Here is a 23,657-nt window from a genome sequence, read left to right on the forward strand (position 1 = left end):
GTAATTCTCTCATTTTACATATTTTGTAGCTAAATATAGACAAATCTTTAACAATATCTATTGAAACTAGTTTTACTTAATTGTAAAATATATGATGTCGGTATTCTTTTATAAGAAACTGAACGCAAAATTCAAAAATTTTTAAATTGTTTTTTGCCGAATTATATCCTAAATGGGGGAATAAGAACGGAGGTTACAAAATGGAAAGAAGTACACAAAAAAAAGTTTTAGGACTTCGCCAGATGGTAATTATAGGTATGCTTTCAGGTATATCAATTTTTATGGGATTAACTGGACTTGGATTTATTCCACTTCCATTTATGAAAGCTACTATAATGCACATACCTGTAATTATAGGTGCAATAATTGAAGGTCCTATAGTTGGAGCATTAGTAGGAGGAGTTTTTGGTTTATTTTCAATGTATCAAGCTTTTACAACTCCAACACCAACATCATTTATATTTTATAATCCAATAATTGCTATTATTCCAAGAGTATTAATAGGAATAGTTGCCTACTACGTTTATAAATTTCTAAAAAACAAATTTAAGAAAGATTCTACTTCAATTGGTATTGCTGCAGTTATTGGAACAATGACTAATACTGTAGGTGTTTTAGGTCTTACTTATCTTATTTATTTAGAAAAATATTCACATGCTTTAGGTATAGCACCATCTGCAACTGGCGCAGCAATTGCTACTGTAGGAGTTACAAATGGTATTCCAGAAGCAATTTTATCAGCACTTATTACAATACCAGTAGTACTTACACTTAAGAAAATTAAAAAATAAGAAATATTATGCTCCTATAAAATTTTATAGGAGCTTTTTTATAATATGAAAATGGGGGGTTTTATTTATGAAGGAAATCAAATTTACTGATATAGAAGGTATTAAACTTGGTCATGCCCAAAATGAAGTGGGATGTACAGGTTGCTCTGTTATAATATGTGAAAAAGGTGCAACAGGTGGTGTTGATGTTCGTGGTGGTTCACCTGGCACAAGGGAAACTGATCTTTTAGATCCATCAGAAATGGTTGAAAAAATAAATGCAGTTGTTTTATCTGGTGGAAGTGCCTTTGGTCTTGATGCTTCTTCTGGTGTTATGGAATATCTTGAGGAAAGAAATATAGGTTTTGATGTAAAGGTTACTAAAGTTCCGATTGTTTGCTCTGCTGTACTTTTTGATTTAGCTCTTGGTAATCCCAAAATAAGACCTGATAAAAGAATGGGATACGAAGCTTGTATAAATAGCGAAAAATATAATGATGACACAAATGGAAATATTGGAGCAGGTTATGGTGCAACTGTTGGTAAAATTTTAGGAGAATCTACTGCTATGAAAGGTGGATTAGGAACCTACGCTGTTGAAGTTGGTCCTCTTAAAGTTGGTGCTATAGTTGCTGTTAATTGTTTAGGTGATGTTGTTAATCCAGAAAACTTAGAAATTATTGCAGGTGCTTTAGATAAAAAAACTAATACTTTCTTAAATAGTGAAGAACTATTGTTAAAAAATTTAGAAAATCCTAAAAATCCATTTAAAGGTAATACAACTATCGGTGTAATTGTAACTAATGGAGATTTCACAAAAGCTCAAGCAAAAAAAATTGCTTCTATGGCTCATAATGGTTTTGGAAGAACTATGAGACCAGCTCATACAATGTTTGATGGAGATACAATTTTCACAATGTCAACTAATGAAGTACCTTCCGATGTATCAACTGTTGGAATGATTGCTGCTAAAGTTATGGAAAAAGCTATTATTAGGGCTGTAAAAGAGGCATCATCTATTAATGGAGTTCCATCTTTTAATGATTTGAAAAATTAGTATATTTCAAAATTAAAATGGGTAAAACATAAAAGCCTTTTGCTTCTATAAATAACTTAATTAAGATATTTTTTCCTTATATATATTTAGATTCCAAAAATGGCTATAATAATATAGTTTATAAAACTTAAAAGGAAGCAAACTATGAGTGTAAAGTAAATCAAACAAACTTTACAAAATAATTTATTTACTTAAGGAGGAATTTAAAATGGCAACAAAATTAGTACCAGAAGCAAAAGACGGATTATCAAAATTCAAGAATGAAGTGGCTAACGAAATGGGAGTTCCATTTACTGACTACAATGGAGATCTTTCTTCAAAACAATGCGGTAGCGTTGGTGGAGAAATGGTTAAGAGAATGGTTCAAGAATACGAAAATAAAATTAAATAATAATTAAATTAAATAAAAAATGGTAGAATTAACTTTCTACCATTTTTTATTTAATTTAATTTATGAATTTATCCATTTTTAGTTGTTATAAATTGGATATCATTATATAATGTTTTTTATATAAAAAATCATAGTTATTAATTTTATTTAAGGAGGATATAATTTGAAATATATAAAAAACAATCTTAAACCTTATATGCTAATTGCTACATACATAATAGTATTAGCTTATATAGTTTTAAACCTATCAACAGTTTGGACATTTTTAGGTAAAATTTTAGGTATACTAAGTCCATTTTTACTTGCAATAGCTATTGCTTTTGTTTTGAATATACCAATGAAGTTAATAGAAAATAAAATATTAAAATTTATGGATAACTCTAAAAAATTCCCATTTTTAAAATATTTTAAAAGAGCCCTTTCCATTGTTATAACTATTTTACTTGTAGTTAGTTTATTAACTACTTTAATAATATTTGTTATACCACAACTTGTAGATAGTTTTTCAAAATTAATTGATAGTGTTCCAAGTTATGTACAATCATTTGAACATTTAGTTACTTCAAATCTTGGAAATTTTCAAGGCTTTGACAAAGTATGGAATGATATTTTAAATGCTTGGAAAGATGTTTTAAGCTTTGCAGGACAATTTTTAGGAGTTACATTAAATCGTTTAGTTAATATAACTGTTAGTCTCACATCTGGAGTAGTTAATTTCTTCTTAGCTGTAATATTTGCAATTTATATGCTTGCAAGTAAAGAAGTTCTTATTTTTCAATGTAAGAAACTTTTATATGCTCACTTAAAAGAAAAAACTGCAAATTATATTCTTAAAGTAGGCAGGCTATCAAATGAAACTTTTCAAAAATTCATTGCAGGTCAATGTACAGAAGCTGTTATAATAGGAACTCTTTGCTTTATTGGAATGCTTATATTAAAACTTCCTTATGCTCTTTTAATTGGATTTATAGTTGGAGTAACAAGTTTAATTCCTATATTTGGAGCTTTCCTTGGAACTATACCTTCAGCATTTTTAATATTTATAATAAATCCTATAAAGGCACTTGTCTTTATAATATTTATAATTGTCCTTCAACAATTTGAAGGTCACTTAATTTATCCAAAAGTTGTTGGAAATTATATTGGACTATCTGCTATTTGGGTTATGTTTGCAATGTTAGTTGGTGGAAGTCTTCTTGGTTTTGTTGGACTGCTTATAGGAATACCTCTATTTGGAGTAATTTATAAATTACTTAAAGAAAATACAAATAATAAATTAATATCAAAAGAGTTGTCAAATAAAGATATATTAAACAAGTAAATTATTATAAAAATTACACGTAATAAAAAAGTTTTTCAAAGAAAACTAATAAAAATCTTTTTGTAAAATAAAAGTGGTAGATTTTTAATCTACCACTTTTATTTTACAATCCTGCTTCTTTGAATTTATGTTCCATAAATATTGTTACTTTATAAATATGCTTCTTTAAAGCTCCAAGTATAAAGAATATTGCTCCAAATAAACAAAGCATTTCTACATTATGAATTGTACTTGACCAAATAGGTCCTGCAATACCTTCTCTAAATCCATCAATTGCATAGGTAAATGGCCATAATGGTTGTAACACTTCAAATATTTTAGGGTTTGTTTGTATTGGATAAATTCCTCCTGCACCTGCAATTTGAAATACCATAATTACAACTGCAATAGCTTTACCTACATTTCCAAATAACGAAACAAGAGTAAATATTATAAATGTGAATACAACGCAACTTAATAATCCCATTCCAAAGAATACCATTGTATTTTTAGGTTTAACACCTAGTATATAAATATCTCCAAGTAAAACTATTATAGTTTGTATTATTCCTATTGTAAGGAATAATAACATTTTCCCAAAATGCTTTTGCATAACAGAAATTTTTTCTCCATCTTCAAAATCTTCACACTCTGTTGTAAGTAATGCTGACATAAGAAGTATTCCAACCCATATACCTAAAACTGTGTAAAAAGGTGTTAATGCAACTCCAAAAATTCCTGCATCATATACTTCTACATTTTTAACATTTATAGGAGATGACATAAATGATGCCATAGTTTCTGGATTTTTCTCCATCATATTAATAGCGTCATTTAAGCTATTTTCAGTTATATCTTTTGTATCATTTTCAATTCCTGTTAATTTACCTTTAAATTCGTTAATCTTTAAGTTTACATTTGATATTTGGGAAGATGCTACATCTCCACTAGCTATTCCAAAATTGGCTAATGCATTTAATTGAGGTATTATAACCTTACTTCCCTCTAATACATTATTAGTGCTATTGATTCCTTGTACTAAGCTACTTCCTATTGAATTTAAGGCTGGAAGTGTACTGTTATAAAAACTACTACTTGAAGCTGATAAACTACTTGATATATTTGAACTTAAACTCATTAATTTATCAATTACTTTATTTATAGCAGCCTTATCCTTACCTGAATTAACAACATTTTTAAGTTCATTTAATGTTGCCTTATTTTTAAATAATATTGCTTGAAGTTCACTTAAATTAGCTATTTCTTTTTCAATAGAATCTTTTTCAAATAGTCTATTTATTTTTTTAAGAGAATTTTTATCAGCTTCAATTATATTATTTAATACATCTATAGAAGATTGCATTTTATCTATGATATTATTTAAATCTTTATTACTATCTGGATTATTGTTAATATCTCTTAATTTATTTAAAAATTCATTATATTTATCATTAATCATTTGAACTTGTAGTAAATCATTTTTCATTGAATTACTTAAATCTTGAACGCTCATCTGAGTATTCGTTATAAGATCTCTATTTCCTTGTACCATGCCTTGAAGAGAATTTATAGAGTTAGTTACTGTTGGTAGTTCTCCTTTAGCTTCATTTAAATATTTTTGAATATTATTTATATTTCCACTTGAAGCATTTAATTGATTCTCTATTTTATTTAAATTATCTTGAGTTTGATCTAAAGTTGATTTAAGTTCTAATATTTGTGGTTTATTCTTCTTAACATCTCCACCAAATTGATTTAAATACTTAAAAGCTTCTTTATTAACTGCATTAATAAAATTACTCCTTATTTCTTGAGTTAATTTATTTTTAGCTACTTCAGTTATTTTAGTTGCTATTGCATTCACCTTTTCATTTGCTTTATATATTATATCTGGCTTATTAGGATTTTTAGTTAATAAACTTGCTAAATCACTTGAAAATGTTGGTGGGATTTCTATTAAAGCATAATAATCTCCTTCATTTAACCCATAATTACCTTGCCAATTCCCAACAAACTTCCAACCTATACTTTTATTTTTCTTTAATTGTTCAACTATTTCATTTCCAACATTAATACTTTGACCTTTAATGCTTGCTCCTGTATCATCATTTACTACTGCAACAGGAATTTCTCCTGTATTGACATAAGGATTCCAACATGCCTTTATATTGACCCAGGCATAAAGTGAAGGAATACAGAATAGTCCTAGAACTATTATTATGGCAGCAGGATTTCTAATGATATTTTTTAAATCTCTCTTAAAAACCTTAAATATTTTTCTCATTTTTTCCTCCTAAAAGAATAATTCTTTATTCTGATATTCCTGATTCCTCAAATTTATCCTCAAACTTTCTTATATGTTTGCAAAGTTTTTCTTTAAAAAATATTCCCATTATTAATGCTATAGCTGAAAATACAAACAACATAGTAAAATCTAATACTACACTACTAACAAGTGGTCCTGCTATAGCTTCTCTAACTCCACCTAATGCATAAGTAAATGGGAAAAATGGTTGTAGTATTCTAAATATTTTAGGATCAACTTGAATTGGATATGTTCCACCTGAACCTGCAATTTGTATTACTAAAAGTATTATATTCATAGCTTTTCCTATATTTCCAAACAATGATACTAAGGTATATGTTATCATACTAAAACAAAGTGAAGCTACCATTCCAAAAATAATAAAAAGTACAGGGTTTACGGTATAAACTCCAAGTATTAATTTATCTCCTAATGTAATTATAAGACCTTGTATTACTCCCAAAAGTGAAAATGTTAAAAGTTTTCCTAAATATTTTTCTTTAACTGTAAGATTTTCACTTCCTTCAAAAGGAGCTACATCTGTTGTAAGAAGCGAAGTTAATATAAGGCCTCCAACCCACATAGCTAATACTGAATATATAGGTGCCATCCCTGATCCATAGTTTGGAACTTTATAAATTGACTCATCTTTTACATTAAATGGATCTGATATATAAGATCCCATAACTTCAGGTTTACTTTGAAGTATAGTTACAATTTCACTTAAATCATCATCACTTATATCACTAAGTTTTTTACTTAAAAAGTCAATTGAACTTTTAAAATAATTAAACTTTTCTTCTAAATCATTTGATGTATCATATGTTAAACTTGTTCCTTTAAGTGCTGAATCTATAAGTCCATTCATATTTTTAACCATTGTTTTTGAACTTCCAAGTAATTTATTTGCATCTTCAGTTGCTTTTATGTAGTTATTACATATTTTTTCAATTGATTTTTTAGCATTTATATTGTATTCTTTTGTAATTTTATTTACATTACCACTCATTGAAGAATTTAATGAATTAATATCACTTAAAATACCATTACTCAATTTTCCTGTTGATTGCAATGAATTATTTAAATCATCTAATTTTGGATTTTCTGAATTCAAAGACTCTTTTAATTTATTTAAAGAAGCAATCATTTTTGAAATATCAGCATTTGATGATTTTTTATTTAGTTCATTTAAATAATTAGTAATATTATCAATACTCTTATTCATAAAACTTATTTCTTGTTTCATAAAACTTATTGTTGTACTAGCACCTTCTGCCCCGCCATTAGATGCTAATTCATTTAAACTTGCTAAAAGTGCTTTCATTCTATCACTTGAAGACTCTATTTGGTTTAAATTAATAGATAAACTACTAAAAGAAGTATTTACAATATTTTTTGTGTAATTAGTTAATTCCTTAGACTGCTTTGTACTATCTTGCATAGCATCGATTCCACTTGTAACTTGAGGAAGAGTAGACTTTATACTAGTAAGATATGTATTTAGATTTTTAGCATTATTTTTAGTATCATCTAATGATGCTATTATTAAATTTAAATTTTTATCAATCCTAATTATTGCATTTTTTAATTGTATTATATCCCCTTTATTTTTTTGAAGTTTTTCTCCAACTTTATTTAAAGAAGAGAATATTATTCTATTAACTGTTGACACAAAATTAGATTTAATTTGATCAACAAGTTGCTCCTTTGCAATACCAGTTATTTTACCTGATACTGGATTCGCTTTAGTATCTACCTTATAAATAATTTCTGGCTTAACTGGATTATCTGTTGCTAAACTAGTTAAATCTTTTGAAAAATTTTCTGGAATTTCTATCATGGCATAGTATTTTCCATCTATTATTCCTAAATTTGCTTCATTTACATCAACAAATCTCCATCCTATAGCCTTGTTATTTTTAAGTTCTGAAACTACATCATTTCCCATATTAATCTCTTTATTATCAATAATAGTTCCCTTATCATTATTAACCACAGCTATTGGAACTGTACTTGTATTTTCATAAGGATTCCAACAAGCCTTTATATTTACCCAAGCATAAAGTGAAGGAATTACACATACTCCAACTATTATTAACATCGCAACTGGATTTTTAATAATAGCTTTCATATCCCTTTTAAATACTGAAATAACTTTATTCATATTTCACCTCCAAAAGTTTTAAATAATGACAATATCATAATTTTATCAATTTTAAATGTATTGTTAATAAATTTTTTATGAACATTCTATGTCTAACATAAAATTAATTTAATATTATGATCATTTTTTAATGTATATTTAGTAATATTAATGAAATATTTATAATTGCTTAATCATTTTATAACTTTACTGTGATAAAGTTATAAATATTATACTTAAAGGAGGCACTTTATGAGTACAGACACTAAAAAACTTACATTAATATCACTAATTTTGATGATATTTACCTCTGTTTTTGGATTTACAAACATTGCTAGAGCTTTTTACCTTATGGGATATTCAGCAATACCTTGGTATATAATCTCAGCAATCACTTTTTTTATACCTTATGCATTTATGATGGCTGAATATGGAGCTACTTTTAAAAATGAAAAAGGTGGTATATATTCTTGGATGAATTTATCTGTTGGACCTAAGTATGCATTTATAGTTACATTTATGTGGTATGCTTCAAATGTTATATGGATGGTTTCTGTATCATCATCTATATGGATACCATTATCAAATGTTTTTTCTGGTAAAGACACTACATCTACTTGGTCTTTATTTGGTTTAAGCACTCCACATACAATGGCTATTCTTGGATCAATATTAGTTATAGTTATAACAATTTTTGCTACTAAAGGACTAAATAGTATAAAAAAGATTACTTCAATTGGTGGAACATTTGTTGCCCTTTCAAATATTATATTATTTGTTCTTGCAATTTTAGTTTTAGTTTTAAATCATTTTAAATTAGCAGAACCAATTACAGCTTCTGCTCTTATAACTTCTCCAAATCCATCTTATCAATCTCCTATAGGACTTTTAGGTTTTATGGTTTTTGCTATATTTGCTTATGGAGGATTAGAAGTTATAGGTGGACTAGTTGACCAAACTGAAAATCCTGAGAAAACATTCCCTAAAGGAATAAAAATTGCAGCAATAGTTATAGCTGTTGCATATGCAATTGAAATACTTTGTGTAGGATTTTTCACTAATTGGAGTGGTGCATTAAATAGTAGTGATATAAATATGGCAAATGTAGCTTATGTTGTAATGGGTAACTTAGGATATTCTTTAGGAATGGCTTTACATCTTGGAGTACATACTTCTCAAATTTTATATAGTATATTTGCAAGATTTATAGGTCTTTCAATGTTTCTAGCTTTACTTGGAGCTTTCTTTACAATGGTATATGCTCCTATAAAACAATTAATAGAAGGAACTCCAAAAGAAGTATGGCCTAAATCATGGGTTAAACTTGATAAAAATAACATGCCAAAAAATGCAATGATAATACAATGTATAGTTGTTGTTGCCATTATTTTAATTTCATCATTCGGTGGAGATACAGCTTCTAAATTTTTCAATTACTTAATATTAATGAGTAATGTTGCAATGACTATACCATATATATTTATTGCGTTAGCATTTATTTCTTTCAAAAAGAAAGAAAATATAGTAAAACCTTTCGTTGTATTTAAAACTCATTTATCAACTAAAGTTTGGACTATAATTGTTATTATAACTGTTACATTTGCAAATATATTTACAATTATACAACCAGTTTTAACTACTGGTGATTATACAGCTATGATCTTCCAAATTGCAGGTCCAATAGTATTTACTATTATAGCCTTAATTCTTTATGATAGATACGAAAAAAAATCTAAAACTTTAAATTAATATATTTAAACTTAAGAATTTAAATAATAAAATTTAAATTCTTAAGTAAACTACCTTATTTATAAAAAAGTAAAAATAAAAGCTATACTTAAAGTAATATTTTAATTGCTTTAAGTATAGCTATTTTTATTAAATTAATTCTATTTCATCATTTAATTTAATATTTCCACCCTTTAAAACTTTACTAAATACTCCATGAATAGGCATTATACACTTTCCTACTCTATGAAATATTTCACATTCACTATGACACTTCTTACCTATTTGAGTTATTTCTAAAATAGCATCTCCTATTTTAAGCTTTTGTCCAATATCTAATTTATCAACTTCTATTCCATCTACTACAATGTTTTCTCCAAAATCTCCAAATTTAACATTTCCACCTTCAGAATTAAAATCTTCTATTTTTTTTAATTCTAATAAACTTACTTGTCTGTGCCACTTTCCTGCATGAGCATCATCTTTTATTCCAAAATCTTCAATTAAAAGTGCCTCTTTAACTTCATATTTTGCAGTTCCTTTTTTAGGACTTGTGCAAATTGCTGCTACCTTGCCCATAATTAGCCTCCTATTTCATTCATAAACTTTTCTTCTTTATTTTTATCTTCTATCTTAAAGAGATATTTTTCTGGCTTATTGTATATCTCTTCTTTAAGTACTTCTTTAAGATCGTCATCACTAATACCTTTATCTAATAGCTCCTTTAAATTTACTTTTCCTCTCCAATTTAAACATTGCTTAAGGAGCCCATCATTTGTAATTCTAATTCTATTACATTCTTTGCAAAAGCAATTACTCATGGCACTAATAAATCCAATCTTACCTATTCCATCTTCTAATTTTATATATTCTGCTGGTCCATCATGGGAATTTCTTTTTATATAAGAAAATTTAATCTTTTTATTTTTTAAAAACTCAATTAACTTTTCATTTGAAATTCCGCTATAATTTTTCCCTTCTCCAATAGGCATTAATTCTATAAATCTAACATCCAAAGGTTTCTTTGTTGTTAATTTCATTAAATCAATTATTTCATCATCATTAATTCCTTTAACGATAACTACATTTAATTTAACTTTAATTCCTTTATCTAAGCATTTATTAATTGCAGATGTAACCTTTGAAAGATCTCCACCTCTAGTAATTTTAAAGTACCTGTCACTTTTAAGCGTATCTAAACTTATATTAACCTTTTTAAGTCCAGCTTCTACTAATTCATTAACTTTATCGTCTAATAATATTCCATTTGTTGTTATAGCAATATCCTCTATCCCATCTATAGAATTTATATCTTTTATTAAGTTAACTATTTTATCTCTAACTAAAGGCTCTCCTCCAGTAAGTCTTATTTTTCTAATTCCAAGCTTTGCAGCTTCCTTTGAAATTCTATAAATATATTCATTAGAAAGTTTATTATCTTCTGAACAAAAAATATTTCCTTTCTCTGGCATACAATATATACATCTTAAGTTGCATTTATCAGTAATAGAAATTCTAAGGTAATCTATATTTCTTCCATATTTATCTTTTATCGTACTCACCTCAAAACTTTAATAATTGGCTATCTAAAAAACACATAACTAAAATCTCTGCCCTAGTAATTAAATTCGCCACTCTTTCCACCAGTTTTTTTAACTAAATGTATATCTTCTATTACCATTTTTTTATCTACGGCTTTACACATATCATATATTGTAAGTGCTGCAACAGAAACACCTGTTAATGCTTCCATTTCAACTCCTGTTTTTTCAAAAATCTTAACTTTTGATGTTATTATTATTTCTGAATTTTCTTCATCTATTTCAAAATTAATACTACATCCACTTATCATTAATGGATGACACATAGGAATAAGATCTGATGTTTTCTTAATAGCCATAATACCAGCAACTCTAGCAACACCTAAAACATCACCTTTTCCTATTTCTCCTTTTTTTATAAGAGCAATTGTTTCTTTACTTGCTTTTACTTTTCCAGTTGCAATTGCTACTCTCTCTGTTTTATTCTTTTCAGTTACATCCACCATAACTGCATTTCCTTCTTTATCAAAATGATTGAATTTTTTATCCATTTTTACTATTCTCCCTTTCCAAAAGAACAATGTGGGAATGTACAAACATCACAATTTAAACAGAATCCTCCATGTCCATATAAAGCTATATCTCTAAAGCTTAATCTTTCATCACTTAATATTCTTGGAAGAACTAAATCAAATATTGTTCTTTTGCAATACATTACACATCCTGGAAGTCCAACTATAGGAATATCTCCACTATAAGCTAATAAAAACATAGCTCCTGGAAGTACTGGTGCTCCATAAGTAATAAGTTCTGCTCCACATTCTTTTATTGCAGTTGGAGTTACATCATCTGGATCAACAGACATTCCTCCTGTGCATAGTATCATTTCTGCTCCACTCTCTATTGCCTTCTTTATTTCACATACTATTTTTTCCTTATCATCTGGAAGTATAACTTGATTTTCTAAAGTACAACCATAATATTCTACCTTTTTCCTTACAGCTGGTCCAAAAGCATCCTTTATTCTTCCATGATAAACTTCACTTCCAGTTGTTATCATATGAACTTTTTTAGGCTTTATATCTATAACTTTAATTATACTCTCTTTAATTAGCTTTTCTGCTTCTATTATTTTTTCTTCATCAATTGCAAGTGGAATTATTCTTGTAGCTCCAATAACTTCTCCCTTTTTTACAGGGGTATTATTTTGTATAGTTGAAACTATTATATCCCCAAGCATATTTATTTCCAATAATTTTTCTTTATCTATTTTTAAAAGTCCATCCTTTGCAGCTTTAAAATTAATTTTACCTTCCTTTATCTCTCCAAATTCTAGACCTTCTCCACACACTAAATCCTTAAGTCTTACAGCAGCATCATTTTCATGAAGAATTCCTTCTTTATTTTCCCAAACATATATATGTTCCTTACCTATTGAAAGAAGTTCCTTTATATCTTCCTCTTGTATTATATGTCCTTTTTTAAATGCTCTTCCTTTAAATTCTCCTGGAACTATTTTAGTTAAATCGTGACATAATATCATTCCTACTGCATCTTCAACTCTAACGCTCTTCATACCTTTCTCTCCTTATACTACTTTTTTTAATATTTTGTTATATGATATGGTTAATATAATTGAAATAATCACAATTAAAATAAGTATAGTCTTTGCAGTTGTATCATCATTATTTTCTATAGCATAATACATTGCCATTGGAACTGTTTGCGTTTTTCCTGGAATATTACCTGCAACTAATATAGTAGCCCCAAACTCTCCAAAAACTCTAGCAATGCTAAGTATTAACCCTGTTAAAATGCCTTTTTTGCATAAGGGTAAACTTATCTTTCTAAAAACTTGATTATCCCTTGCACCCATTTCTCTTGCTGCATTTTTTATATCTTCATTTACTCCTAAAAGTGCCGCCTTAATACTTTGATACATAACAGGAAGAGATACTATAACTCCTGAAATTACAGCTGCAAACCATGTAAATATAATAGTTAAATTAAAATTATTAGAAAGAAATTCTCCTATAACTCCCCTGTTTCCTAAATTAATTAATATTAAATATCCCACTGCAGATGGTGGCAAAAACATAGGAAAAATCATTATTGTCTCTATTATACTTTTTCCTTTTATGTTTTTTTCAATTAAGAAAAAACTTCCTATTAAAGCTAATATTAAACTTAATATAACTGAAACAGTTACTACCTTAAAAGATATAAAAAATGCATTAAAAATCATATTACTATTCTACTCCAAATCCATATTCCTTAAATATCTTCTTACTTTTATCACCTTTTAAAAAGTCAACAAACTTTTCACTTTCTTCTTTGTTTTTAGTGTTCTTTAGTAAACATAAAACATATTCTATCTTTTTATGATATTTATTCGGTACTTCATATACTATTTTGCTATCTTTTGCTTTCATGGCATCTGTTTTATAAACAAATCCATAAGATGCATCTCCACTATCAACATAATTTACTACATTATTAACACTTTTTGCATAAACAAACTTACCCTTTAAATCATCCCAAAGCTTTAATTTATCTAAAGTTTGTTTTGCATATTGTCCAGCTGGTACAGTTGAAATTTCTCCAATAGCAATTTTCTTTGAAACATTTTTTAAATCATCTAATGAATTTATGTTTTTGTTTTCATCTTTTCCACCAATTAAAACAAGAGAATTTGTTAAAAAGTTATAAGTATTATCTTTATTCACTAACCCCTCTTTTACCAATTCATTTGCATATTTTGTATTTGCTGAAAAGAATATATCAACATCTGCACCTTGAGAAATCTGTTTCTTTAAAGTACCAGAACCACCTATGTTATAGTTAACATCAATTCCTGTTTCCTTTTTAAATTCTTCCTTTATTTTGTCCATAGGCTTCTGAAGACTCGCTGCTATACTAACGGTTATTTGTTTGCTTTCTTTTTTATCATTTTTATCACAACCTGATAAAACAACTAGTGAAATAAGCATAGTTCCAAATAAAACTAAAGACATTATTTTCTTGCGCATTCAAAGGCACTCCCCTTCATTATATCTAATCCATGCTTTAAATCATTTAATAAATAATCTAATATTTCTTTACAAGCCTTTGGACTACCTGGCATGTTAACTATTAATGTTTTATTTCTAATTCCTGATGTTCCTCTTGAAAGCATAGCCCTCTTTGTTATTGTAAAACTATAATTTCTTATAGCCTCTGATATTCCTGGAGCTTCTTTATGTATTACAGCCTTTGTAGCCTCTGGAGTAACATCCCTTTCACTAAAACCAGTTCCTCCTGTTGTAAGAACTAAATCCACCTTTAATTCATCACTCATATATTTCATTTCTTCTATTAATTCTTCTTTTTCATCTGGGATAACTACATATCTTTTTACTAAAAAATCTTCCTTCTCTGCAATTTCCTTTATTATTTTTCCACTTTTATCTTCTCTCTCTCCCTTTGATCCCTTATCACTACTTGTTATTATTCCTAAGGTATACACTATACACCATCTCCTATATTTTTTAATTATATTCTAGTTTAATTAAACATTCTACCATCTTCTTATAATCGTCTATATTAACTTCTTTTACACTTGGAATATTTTTAGTAACATTTGTTGCTAGAAAAATTAGTTTATCCTTTGGAGTTATAATATTTTTACTTATTCCTTCTCTAAACACTTCTATCTTTCTTAATGAACTCTTTTTATATCCTTCAACTATAATAAAGTCTTTATCTTCCATCATAGCTATAAGTTTTTCCAAAGGAATTTCATATTCTAGTTCTTTTATCATAGCCATTCTTTTTTTAGATGATATTATTATTGTATCTGCTCCAGCCATTCTATGCCTATAAGTATCTTTACCTTTTTTATCTATTTCAAATTCATGAGCATCATGTTTTATTGTTCCTACTGAATATCCTTTTAATTTAAGTTCTTTTATAAGTCCTTCAATTAAAGTTGTCTTTCCAACATTTGAACATTCACTTACTACATTTATAACTTTTGACATACTACTCACCTTCTTTTTTAATTAATTCACTATATTCTTCTGGATTATTTATATTTAAAAAGTTATCATTATCTTTTATATCTAAATATTTTGTATTTAAATTTTTTAATAAATTCATAAGCTTATAATCTTTATCTTTAATCATACTTTCAATAATTTTTACAGAAGATTTTTTATATATTCCACATAAAGGCTCTATTTTACCATTAACAATTGGAATTAAGGCATCTTCTTTAAAATCATAATTTCCTAAATAATTTAATATATCTTTATTTAAAAATGGCATATCACAAGCAACTATTAATGCATGTGAAAAACTACTTGTTTTTAATGAAGAATAAATCCCTCCAATTGGACCTATTTCTTTAAAAGAATCTGATACAAGTAAAGCCTCATTCTTAAAATCTTTATAAGCTTTAAAATTATTACAGGAAATTATTTTTTCTTCATAATCTGCAATAGCTAATAAAATTCTATGGATAAAAGTATCTCCATTAAACTTTAAAAATGCCTTTGTCTTATAATTCATTCTACTATTTTTCCCACCAGATAATATTATTGCAGTCTTTTTTATCATATTATAACCTTCACTACATCACCTTTTTTTAGGTGTTTATTAGGTTTAACTTCTAAAATGGCATTACTATTAATCATAGTGTGAACTTGACCTGGTGTTTGGTATACATTATTTATAGTGACTTCATTATTATCATTTAAATTAACTCTCAAAAATCTTCTTTTTTTAGTTACCTTATTATAATCTTCCATTAATAGGGCTTTTTTTTCTTTTAGAGAAATTTTATTTGAAGATAACATTTTTGCAATTATATCTCTACAAGTAAGCTCAAAACTTGTTGCTGCTGCAACTGGTGTTCCTGATAAACCTATATATATTTTATCTCCTTTAAAAGCACCAAACATTGGTGAACCTGGTTTCATATCTATTTTCCAAAATAATATTTCATAACCTGCTTCTTTTGCACTTAACCTAACTATATCTTTCTCACCAACAGAAACTCCACCCGTAGAAATTATAATATCACAGTATTTTTCCATATCCTTTATTGCATTTATAATATCTTCATCTTTATCTAAAATAATATTATATAATATAGGTTCACATCCTAGTTCCTTAAGTCTACTTTTCAAAAAATATCCATTACTGTTATAAACCTTTCCGTATTTTAATGGATATCCTGGATTTTGTATTTCATCTCCAGTATTTAATATTCCAACAACAGGTTTTTTATAAACTTTTATCTTATCTAATCCTAATGAAGCAATAGTCATAATTTCTGCTGAAGTAATAAAGGTATCCTTTTTTAAAAGCTTTGTTCCTTTTTTAAAATCCTCACCTTTATAGCAATAATTATCATATGGAGCTAATTCACTTTTTATTTTAACTACTCCATCACTCTCTTCTGTATCTTCTTGCCTTATAACACAGTCTGCTCCTTTTGGAATTGGAGCACCTGTCATTATTCTAACTGCTTCTTTTTCATTAACTGTCTTTTCTGACACTTCTCCAGCATATATTTTATCTATAACTTTAAGGTATATAGGATTATCCTTTGATGCACCCTTTGTATCATCTCCCCTTATAGCATATCCATCTAAAGGAGAACGGGGAAAGGGTGGGTTATCTATTTTAGAATGTATATCTTCATATAATACTCTTCCTAAAGCATCTTCTATATTAACCTCTTCTTCTTTAATTTTTTTTACTTTACTTAACAATAAATTTCTAGCTTCTTCTAAACTTACCATAAATAACTCTCCTTTAAAGTTAATAATGCCCACTCCTTTTAAAGAATGAGCATTATATTTAATAAATTAATTTATCTTACATATTATACTTCTAATAATCTTAATTAAATAATAAATAAAGATACTGTTAAATCTTACATAAGTTAAACTATAATTTATTTATATTTATTGTTACAAATTTATAAGATGGTTCTCTTGAATAAGCATCAAAATCACCTTTAGTTAATGTATTTATTTCTATATAATGCATTGGTCCATATGCTTGATTTTTCTTAAGTCCACTATTTATTTTAGCCTTAACTTTAACCTTTTTACCATTAGATGATAAAACTTCTATAAGCTCTCCATCTTCTATATTTTTATCCTTAGCTATTTCTTCACTTATTTCTATATAAGGATCAGCTGGTGTAATTTTATTAACTATAGGAATTTCTCTTGTTCTAGTTTGAGTATGCCACTGACCAACTGTTCCTCTACCTGTATTTAAAATATAAGGATATTCCTCTGTTTGCTTTTCTTTATTATCCTTTATATCTTCATACATAAATTTCATTTTTCCATTTGGTCTAAAGAATTTTCCATCTTCATAAAGTCTTCTTTCATCTTCTACAAGCTTATCGCCTTTTCTAAATGGCCATTGAACTCCTCTTCCATCTCTTAACATTTCATATTCTACCCCTGTTATATCACAAGGCATACCTTCTGAAGATTTCTTAAGAAGTTCAAAAACATCTCTTGGTGTTTTCCACATTTCTAATTCTTTTTCTTTTCCAAGAGCCATTCCTATTCCTCTTAAAATTTCAAAATCTGTTAATTCATTTTCCTCTTTAGGAACCATTGGTACTAAGGCAGATAATCTACGCTCTGTATTTATATAAGTACCACTCTTTTTAATTCCAGGAATTGCTGGTAAGAAAAGATCACAAATCTTAGCAGTGTCTGTATCACTATATAAATCTTGAACTACTAGAAAATCAACTTTTTCAGCTGCTTCATTAAACTTTTTGTTATCAATCCATGAATTTGCAGGATTTGTTGAAACTATCCAAAGGCCTTTAATCTTTCCATCTAAAGCTCCTTGTATTATTTCTGGATATGCAATTGTTGGTCTTTTTGGAATATATTCATCTTTTATTCCCATAACCTTAGTTATAAATTTTCTATCTTCCTCATTTGCATAATCTCTTCCAGCATAAATTCCTGTAGTATTACTATATAATCTTGAACCCATTGCATTACATTGACCTGTAATTGAATTAGGACCTGTTCCTTCTCTTCCAATATTTCCTGTCATTACAGCAATATTTATTATTGCTTGAGCTGTTCTTACTGCTTCATACCCTTGATTTACTCCCATTGTCCACCAGAAAGAAACTTTTTTACCATTATGTATTATTTCAGCAATTTCACAAATTTCTTCTTTAGTTAATCCTGTCTTTTCAAAAACATCCTCTAATGTATACTTCTTTACAAATTCTTTAAACCCTTCAAAATCCTCTGTATGTTTTTCAATATAATCTTCATTTATATAGCCTTTTTCAATAAGTAAATTAGCTAATGTATATAAAAATATTAAATCTGCCTTTGGCTTTATTCCATACCACAAATCACAACCCTTTGCAGTTTCTGAATTTCTTGGATCAATTACTATTTTCTTAGCATCTTTATTTTTTCTTATTCTTCCCCATAAAACTGGATGGGCAATTGCTGGATTTGCTCCAATAAATATCATAGTATCTGAAAGTTCTAAATCCTTTAATGTATACCCTGGAGCATCAAAACCAAAGCTTTGCTTATATGCTACAACAGATGTTGCCATACAAAGTCTTGTATTTCCATCTCCCTCCATTTTCATAAATCCTCTTCCTATTAAGCCAAGTAAAGCCATTTCTTCCATTGGTAATTGTCCTGTACTTATGAAAGCTGAACTTCCGTCTCCATATTTTTCATTAATATTTGTCATTCTTTCTGCAAATACTTTAAAGGCTTCATCCCATGATATTTCATGCATTTTACCATCTTTTCCTCTAAGTAGAGGTAATCTTTGTTTTCCATATATAGTGCATTGTTTATCTAAATTTAATCCTTTAATACAAGCTGTTCCTGAATTTACCGGATAATTTTTTGTTCCTATTATTTTAACTATCTTTCCATTTTCAATATTGAAATCAAGATTACATCCTGTAGAACAATAATTACAAACAGATTGTTTAACTTCCATTATGGTCATCTCCTCTTTTTAAGCCAATATTTCACTAAAATCATAGTTAGTTATAATTTTAACATTATTTTTTTTTAATTAATGTGATAATAATCACATACATTTAAAATTAATTATATTTTATCCATTTTTTGTTACTAATATCACATATAAATAAAAAAGCTACTAATAAAAGTAGCTTTTTACTAATCATTATTTGAAACAATTTTAACTAACAATTGTAATATCTCCATGTACAACCATATAAGTGTTACCATTAACCCAAAGGCAGCATACCATTCCATGTATTTTGGTGCTCCATATTGTGCTCCTCTTAAAATAAAGTCATAATCTTGCATTAAACTTATTGTTGCAACTATTACAACTGCCAAACTAAATATTATTCCTATTGGCCCGTTATTATATATTGGCAATGTTATATTGAAAAAACTTAATACAATTCCAATTAATGATGTAACAACAATTGTTCCCATTGCAATCATTATACCTTTTCTTGTTCTACCTGCTAAACTTGGCTTTTTCCCATAAACAGCAAGTGTTATTAAAACAGCTACTATTGTAAGAATTATAGCAGGAAGGACTACTCCTGGATAAAAGTTATTAAATAACTTTGATATACTTCCTAATAATAAGCCTTCAAAAGCTGCATAAATAACACCTGAAAATTGAGCTATCTTTGGCATAAAAGTTGTAATCATCGCACAAATAAATGTAAGAAGTGCAACTCCTGTTAATATTCCTGTACTATATGGAATACGAAACCAACTATAAGTAAATGAAACTGAAACTATTGCAAGAAAAATTATTATTTTACTTATAGTCCCACTTATAGACATTGTAGTATTATTAGATATAATATTTTCAAAACCTTTTTCTAATGCTGGATTTGTTTCTCCTATACGCATATTATTCTAATCCCCTTTCTCTTTTTATTCTATCATAACACTATTATACATTTAAATTATACTAATTCATCATATTTTAATAAAAAAATAAGTATTAAATTCCTGCACGAATTTAATACTTATCCTATGGCAAAATATACTGTATTTTATAAGAAGATTATGTTATATAAAATTAGATTTACTTAGAATAGAATTCAACTATTAATTGTTCATCAATTTCTATTGGTAATTCACTTCTCTCTGGCTCTCTAGTAAATATCCCAGTGAAATTGTCCACATCTTTTTCTATATATGGTAATGTATTTAATTCATTATCTCTAAATGTATTAACGAAAAATTCTGTCTTACGAGATTTTTCTCTAAGCATTACCTTATCACCTGGCTTAAGCTTATATGATGGAATATCAACCTTTTCTCCATTAACAAGAAAATGTCCATGATTAACCATTTGTCTACTAGCTCTTATTGAATTTGCAAAACCCATTCTATAAACCATATTATCAAGTCTTGATTCAAGTCTTAATAATAAAGCCTCACCTGGTTGCATTTTTGATTTAAAAGCTTCATTTATGTATCTTTCAAATTGTTTTTCTAATACACCATAATAAGCTCTTAATCTTTGTTTTTCTAATAGTCTTACACCATAGTCAGATAATTTTTTATCTGCTCTACTTGTGCCTCTGCCTGCACGTTTCATTGCATTAGGATGACCTATAACATTAAGTCCTAATCTTCTGCACATTTTAAAACGTGGTCCTCTCATCTTTGCCATCTTGGCTTACCTCCTATAAAATACTTTATGAAGGTATATTATCACAATTATCACTTATTTGAAAATGATTATCATTATTAAATATTCTCATTTTTAGAAATTATCTTTATTTTTTTAATAAATACTACAAATATATAATAAATACTATAAATTATAAAATAATCTAATTATATTATTTCATAATAATTAATATGTTTTTTTCAAATACTAATTAAAAATTAATCATTAAATACTAAAAACTAAACTAAAAATATTATCTTAATTTCATTATCTTTATTACCTAATATAAAAAATAACTTAATTAAAGAATATTTAACAAAAATTGTTATGAAAATTTTAGTTATATAGTATATAATTAAAATAATAGATAATAATTGTAATAAATTATCTATATGAAAAATATTAAAAGGTTAGATAATTTTTTGCTAAAATGCAAATTTATTAATCTTACCTAATATTTATTATATATTTAGGAGGAATTACTATGAAAAAATATATTTGTGATGTATGTGGTTATATTTATGATCCAGAGGTAGGAGATCCAGATAACGGAGTTAATCCTGGAACTACCTTCCAAGATGTACCTGAAGATTGGGTTTGTCCATTATGTGGAGTTGGTAAAGATCAATTCTCAGAAGTAGAATAATAAAAAAATTTCTAATACAAAATAGGATATGAAATTTCATATCCTATTTTGTATTTTTACTTATTATATAAATATTTAAGAAACTGTATTTAAATTTTTATTTTTTGAATATGCAAATTCTAAAAGTACTGGAGTTATTATAGTAGTTATTACAACAACTATAACTATTGGTGCTAAAAAAGTTGAACTTAATAGCCCTATTGCTATTCCCTTATTTGCTACAATTAATGCTACTTCTCCCCTTGATACCATGCCTGTACCTATTTGAATTGCTTCTCTATTTGTATATTTAAATATTTTTGCTCCAATTGAACATCCTAGTATTTTAGAAAGTATGGAAATTATTAATAAAATTATTGTAAAAACTAATATGCTCATAGTCATACTACTTATCTCAACCTTTATTCCAATACTTGCAAAAAATATTGGAGATAAAATCATGTAAGATAAGGTTTCAAATCTACTATTAATATATTTTGTTTTTTCAGTATTAGATATTATAAGCCCTGCAATAAAAGCTCCTGTTATATCTGCTACTCCAAAGAATTCTTCAGCTATATAGGATAAAATTAAACATAATGCAAAAGCAACTATTATGAATCTTCTAAGATCTTTATCATATTTTGAAAACCAAAGTTTAAATAGTTTATTAAATATAACACCAATTACTCCTGAGAAGATAAAGAAAGCAATTATCTTAAAGAATACTATTGATAAACTTACAGAAGAATCTGAAAGACTTGTTATTAAAGTTAATAGTATTACTCCTAATACATCATCAATTAATGCAGCTCCAAGAATAGTATTTCCTGACTTAGAATTTAATTTTCCAAGTTCTTTTAAAGTTTCAACTGTTATACTTACTGAAGTGGCAGTTAATATTACTCCTATGAATACATTTTGAAGCAATGTTTTGTTATCGATTACACCAGTTCCATTATTATATAAATATGCAACTGCAAATCCTCCTACTAAAGGAATTACAACTCCTAAAACTGCAATAACAAAAGCTGCTTTTCCTGTTTTCTTTAATTCTTTTATGTCTGCTTCTAATCCTGCTGTAAACATAAGAACTATAACTCCAAGCTCAGCCATTTTATGAATAAAATCTGTTTCATGTAATATATCCAACAATGCTGGTCCTAATATAATACCTGCAAGTAATGCTCCAACTACTTGTGGCATTTTAAACTTTCTTGATATTAGCCCAAATATTTTTGTACTTAATAGTATCATGGCTATATCAAGTAAATACTTATATGATAACATTTACTACGATAACCTCCTGTTGTCTTAATTCCTCAAGAATTATATCATATATGTTTTTATTTTAAAATGTTAAAAATTTGTATATATATTAATTAACATTTTATATTTAAATTTTTTAAAAACTTTAAGATAATTTTTTGTAAATAAAATTTTTCTATAATATTAAATTATCAATTTATATTGCATTATTTTATTAATATATTACATAAAGCAGGAATATCTATACCTATTTTATAGTTTTTTCCTTATTAACCTATTTATTTAAGTTTTTTAATATAAATTTTAAATTTATCTATTTTATATAAATCAAAATTAATTGATATTTGAAAATATAAATTATAAATTTTTTGATAATTAGTATCTTCCCTCTATTACATCTACTACAACATTTAATAATATTTTATCTAATCCATAATCAGTTGTATCTATTTTTGAATTTCTTTTCATAAGTTTTCCTATTACATCTTCCTGCTCATCTAAAAATGCTCCTGAATTTTGTATAGCTTCAAATACATCATCTAGATAATATATTTTTGCATCTCCTTCCTCAGCTCCTATTATTGTAGATATTCTATGTCTTGAATCCTCTTTTGTTAAATCATAATTTTCATAAACTTCATCCATTGCATGTAATCTTATTCTTTCTTCATAATATCTATTTATATAACTATGACATCCCTCTAAATCCTTAAATGTAACACCTCTACCATCAGGAAATACAACTAAATAATTATCTTCTGAATTTAAATATTCCATTAAAATTCCTCCTGTGCAAATTATAAATCTAATAAAAAGGTAGGATTAAAAGATTCTCTCTTTCATC

General features: G+C 27.1%; 23 protein-coding genes. 6 read left to right on the forward strand and 17 right to left on the reverse strand.

Going from position 1 to position 23,657, the window contains the following annotated elements:
• The first annotated feature begins 200 nt into the window (after positions 1 to 200).
• From J2Z53_RS02965 to J2Z53_RS02980, 4 genes are all read left to right on the forward strand, one after another.
• Positions 201 to 791 (forward strand): ECF transporter S component, encoded by a 591-nt coding sequence (locus J2Z53_RS02965; RefSeq protein ID WP_209795730.1) that lies wholly within the window; start codon positions 201 to 203, stop codon positions 789 to 791.
• Between the two features lie 67 nt (positions 792 to 858).
• Entirely contained in the window at positions 859 to 1,827 is a 969-nt protein-coding gene (locus J2Z53_RS02970) for a P1 family peptidase (RefSeq protein ID WP_209795731.1), read from the forward strand.
• A gap of 208 nt (positions 1,828 to 2,035) precedes the next feature.
• Positions 2,036 to 2,218, forward strand: a complete 183-nt coding sequence (locus J2Z53_RS02975; protein ID WP_209795732.1) for an alpha/beta-type small acid-soluble spore protein — start codon at positions 2,036 to 2,038, stop codon at positions 2,216 to 2,218.
• Positions 2,219 to 2,381: 163 nt separating this feature from the next.
• Entirely contained in the window at positions 2,382 to 3,539 is a 1,158-nt protein-coding gene (locus J2Z53_RS02980) for an AI-2E family transporter (protein WP_209795733.1), read from the forward strand.
• Positions 3,540 to 3,642: 103 nt separating this feature from the next.
• Here J2Z53_RS02980 and J2Z53_RS02985 read toward each other — a convergent pair whose 3' ends face one another.
• Together J2Z53_RS02985 and J2Z53_RS02990 are read right to left on the reverse strand one after the other, a co-directional pair.
• Complete coding sequence (locus J2Z53_RS02985; protein ID WP_209795734.1) at positions 3,643 to 5,802, reverse strand: YhgE/Pip domain-containing protein; 2,160 nt, start codon at positions 5,800 to 5,802, stop codon at positions 3,643 to 3,645.
• 25 nt (positions 5,803 to 5,827) lie between these two features.
• Positions 5,828 to 7,987 (reverse strand): YhgE/Pip domain-containing protein, encoded by a 2,160-nt coding sequence (locus J2Z53_RS02990; protein ID WP_209795735.1) that lies wholly within the window; start codon positions 7,985 to 7,987, stop codon positions 5,828 to 5,830.
• Positions 7,988 to 8,218: 231 nt separating this feature from the next.
• On the opposite strand from J2Z53_RS02990, the gene yjeM reads away from it, so the two are divergent.
• A complete protein-coding gene (gene yjeM / locus J2Z53_RS02995; RefSeq protein WP_209795736.1) occupies positions 8,219 to 9,715 on the forward strand; it encodes a glutamate/gamma-aminobutyrate family transporter YjeM in 1,497 nt (498 codons plus the stop codon).
• Positions 9,716 to 9,844: 129 nt separating this feature from the next.
• Here yjeM and J2Z53_RS03000 read toward each other — a convergent pair whose 3' ends face one another.
• The 13 genes from J2Z53_RS03000 to rpsD all read right to left on the reverse strand — a co-directional run bounded on the left by J2Z53_RS03000 (position 9,845) and on the right by rpsD (position 20,919).
• Positions 9,845 to 10,273, reverse strand: coding sequence for an MOSC domain-containing protein (locus tag J2Z53_RS03000; RefSeq protein ID WP_209795737.1), 429 nt, complete (start codon positions 10,271 to 10,273; stop codon positions 9,845 to 9,847).
• A 2-nt stretch (positions 10,274 to 10,275) separates the two neighbouring features.
• Complete coding sequence (gene moaA, locus J2Z53_RS03005; protein WP_209795830.1) at positions 10,276 to 11,247, reverse strand: GTP 3',8-cyclase MoaA; 972 nt, start codon at positions 11,245 to 11,247, stop codon at positions 10,276 to 10,278.
• Positions 11,248 to 11,309: 62 nt separating this feature from the next.
• Entirely contained in the window at positions 11,310 to 11,786 is a 477-nt protein-coding gene (gene moaC / locus J2Z53_RS03010) for a cyclic pyranopterin monophosphate synthase MoaC (RefSeq protein WP_209795738.1), read from the reverse strand.
• 5 nt (positions 11,787 to 11,791) lie between these two features.
• A complete protein-coding gene (locus tag J2Z53_RS03015; RefSeq protein ID WP_209795739.1) occupies positions 11,792 to 12,811 on the reverse strand; it encodes a molybdopterin-binding protein in 1,020 nt (339 codons plus the stop codon).
• A 12-nt stretch (positions 12,812 to 12,823) separates the two neighbouring features.
• Positions 12,824 to 13,480: a molybdate ABC transporter permease subunit gene (gene modB, locus J2Z53_RS03020; RefSeq protein ID WP_209795740.1), complete on the reverse strand. Its 657-nt coding sequence runs from the start codon at positions 13,478 to 13,480 to the stop codon at positions 12,824 to 12,826.
• 4 nt (positions 13,481 to 13,484) lie between these two features.
• Positions 13,485 to 14,264, reverse strand: coding sequence for a molybdate ABC transporter substrate-binding protein (modA, locus tag J2Z53_RS03025; RefSeq protein ID WP_209795741.1), 780 nt, complete (start codon positions 14,262 to 14,264; stop codon positions 13,485 to 13,487).
• Positions 14,249 to 14,740 (reverse strand): MogA/MoaB family molybdenum cofactor biosynthesis protein, encoded by a 492-nt coding sequence (locus J2Z53_RS03030; protein ID WP_209795742.1) that lies wholly within the window; start codon positions 14,738 to 14,740, stop codon positions 14,249 to 14,251. Before J2Z53_RS03030 ends, modA begins: the two co-directional genes overlap by 16 nt.
• A gap of 22 nt (positions 14,741 to 14,762) precedes the next feature.
• Complete coding sequence (gene mobB, locus J2Z53_RS03035; RefSeq protein WP_209795743.1) at positions 14,763 to 15,254, reverse strand: molybdopterin-guanine dinucleotide biosynthesis protein B; 492 nt, start codon at positions 15,252 to 15,254, stop codon at positions 14,763 to 14,765.
• Between the two features lies 1 nt (position 15,255).
• The gene (locus J2Z53_RS03040; RefSeq protein ID WP_209795744.1) at positions 15,256 to 15,831 is read right to left on the reverse strand and encodes a molybdenum cofactor guanylyltransferase; all 576 of its coding nucleotides are present in this window, start codon (positions 15,829 to 15,831) and stop codon (positions 15,256 to 15,258) included.
• On the reverse strand, positions 15,828 to 17,021 hold the full coding sequence (locus J2Z53_RS03045; protein WP_209795745.1) for a molybdopterin molybdotransferase MoeA: 1,194 nt from the start codon (positions 17,019 to 17,021) through the stop codon (positions 15,828 to 15,830). The genes J2Z53_RS03040 and J2Z53_RS03045 overlap by 4 nt, the downstream gene beginning before the upstream one ends.
• A 148-nt stretch (positions 17,022 to 17,169) precedes the next feature.
• Positions 17,170 to 19,242 carry a molybdopterin oxidoreductase family protein gene (locus J2Z53_RS03050; RefSeq protein ID WP_209795746.1) on the reverse strand — a complete coding sequence of 691 codons (2,073 nt, stop codon included), beginning with the start codon at positions 19,240 to 19,242 and terminating at the stop codon, positions 17,170 to 17,172.
• A gap of 185 nt (positions 19,243 to 19,427) precedes the next feature.
• Positions 19,428 to 20,147: a Bax inhibitor-1/YccA family protein gene (locus J2Z53_RS03055; protein WP_209795747.1), complete on the reverse strand. Its 720-nt coding sequence runs from the start codon at positions 20,145 to 20,147 to the stop codon at positions 19,428 to 19,430.
• Between the two features lie 178 nt (positions 20,148 to 20,325).
• Positions 20,326 to 20,919 (reverse strand): 30S ribosomal protein S4, encoded by a 594-nt coding sequence (gene rpsD / locus J2Z53_RS03060; protein WP_209795748.1) that lies wholly within the window; start codon positions 20,917 to 20,919, stop codon positions 20,326 to 20,328.
• A gap of 484 nt (positions 20,920 to 21,403) precedes the next feature.
• Between rpsD and rd the strand changes: the two genes are divergently transcribed.
• Positions 21,404 to 21,565, forward strand: coding sequence for a rubredoxin (gene rd / locus J2Z53_RS03065; RefSeq protein ID WP_209795749.1), 162 nt, complete (start codon positions 21,404 to 21,406; stop codon positions 21,563 to 21,565).
• A 75-nt stretch (positions 21,566 to 21,640) separates the two neighbouring features.
• Here rd and J2Z53_RS03070 read toward each other — a convergent pair whose 3' ends face one another.
• Positions 21,641 to 22,834 carry a cation:proton antiporter gene (locus tag J2Z53_RS03070; RefSeq protein ID WP_209795750.1) on the reverse strand — a complete coding sequence of 398 codons (1,194 nt, stop codon included), beginning with the start codon at positions 22,832 to 22,834 and terminating at the stop codon, positions 21,641 to 21,643.
• A gap of 354 nt (positions 22,835 to 23,188) precedes the next feature.
• Entirely contained in the window at positions 23,189 to 23,590 is a 402-nt protein-coding gene (locus J2Z53_RS03075) for a hypothetical protein (protein WP_209795751.1), read from the reverse strand.
• Positions 23,591 to 23,657: the final 67 nt, after the last annotated feature.

It is taken from the genome of Clostridium moniliforme (assembly GCF_017873235.1).
GTDB classification, from domain to species: domain Bacteria; phylum Bacillota; class Clostridia; order Clostridiales; family Clostridiaceae; genus Clostridium; species Clostridium moniliforme.

Excerpts from the sequence above, each read along its gene's own strand:
- J2Z53_RS02965 (WP_209795730.1), top strand. The coding sequence starts at position 201 with ATGGAAAGAAGTACACAAAAAAAAGTTTTAGGACTTCGCCAGATGGTA.
- J2Z53_RS02970 (WP_209795731.1), top strand. The coding sequence starts at position 859 with ATGAAGGAAATCAAATTTACTGATATAGAAGGTATTAAACTTGGTCAT.
- J2Z53_RS02975 (WP_209795732.1), top strand. The coding sequence starts at position 2,036 with ATGGCAACAAAATTAGTACCAGAAGCAAAAGACGGATTATCAAAATTC.
- J2Z53_RS02985 (WP_209795734.1), bottom strand. The coding sequence starts at position 5,802 with ATGAGAAAAATATTTAAGGTTTTTAAGAGAGATTTAAAAAATATCATT.
- J2Z53_RS02990 (WP_209795735.1), bottom strand. The coding sequence starts at position 7,987 with ATGAATAAAGTTATTTCAGTATTTAAAAGGGATATGAAAGCTATTATT.
- yjeM (WP_209795736.1), top strand. The coding sequence starts at position 8,219 with ATGAGTACAGACACTAAAAAACTTACATTAATATCACTAATTTTGATG.
- J2Z53_RS03000 (WP_209795737.1), bottom strand. The coding sequence starts at position 10,273 with ATGGGCAAGGTAGCAGCAATTTGCACAAGTCCTAAAAAAGGAACTGCA.
- moaC (WP_209795738.1), bottom strand. The coding sequence starts at position 11,786 with ATGGATAAAAAATTCAATCATTTTGATAAAGAAGGAAATGCAGTTATG.
- J2Z53_RS03015 (WP_209795739.1), bottom strand. The coding sequence starts at position 12,811 with ATGAAGAGCGTTAGAGTTGAAGATGCAGTAGGAATGATATTATGTCAC.
- modB (WP_209795740.1), bottom strand. The coding sequence starts at position 13,480 with ATGATTTTTAATGCATTTTTTATATCTTTTAAGGTAGTAACTGTTTCA.
- modA (WP_209795741.1), bottom strand. The coding sequence starts at position 14,264 with ATGCGCAAGAAAATAATGTCTTTAGTTTTATTTGGAACTATGCTTATT.
- mobB (WP_209795743.1), bottom strand. The coding sequence starts at position 15,254 with ATGTCAAAAGTTATAAATGTAGTAAGTGAATGTTCAAATGTTGGAAAG.
- J2Z53_RS03040 (WP_209795744.1), bottom strand. The coding sequence starts at position 15,831 with ATGATAAAAAAGACTGCAATAATATTATCTGGTGGGAAAAATAGTAGA.
- J2Z53_RS03045 (WP_209795745.1), bottom strand. The coding sequence starts at position 17,021 with ATGGTAAGTTTAGAAGAAGCTAGAAATTTATTGTTAAGTAAAGTAAAA.
- J2Z53_RS03050 (WP_209795746.1), bottom strand. The coding sequence starts at position 19,242 with ATGGAAGTTAAACAATCTGTTTGTAATTATTGTTCTACAGGATGTAAT.
- J2Z53_RS03055 (WP_209795747.1), bottom strand. The coding sequence starts at position 20,147 with ATGCGTATAGGAGAAACAAATCCAGCATTAGAAAAAGGTTTTGAAAAT.
- rpsD (WP_209795748.1), bottom strand. The coding sequence starts at position 20,919 with ATGGCAAAGATGAGAGGACCACGTTTTAAAATGTGCAGAAGATTAGGA.
- rd (WP_209795749.1), top strand. The coding sequence starts at position 21,404 with ATGAAAAAATATATTTGTGATGTATGTGGTTATATTTATGATCCAGAG.
- J2Z53_RS03070 (WP_209795750.1), bottom strand. The coding sequence starts at position 22,834 with ATGTTATCATATAAGTATTTACTTGATATAGCCATGATACTATTAAGT.
- J2Z53_RS03075 (WP_209795751.1), bottom strand. The coding sequence starts at position 23,590 with ATGGAATATTTAAATTCAGAAGATAATTATTTAGTTGTATTTCCTGAT.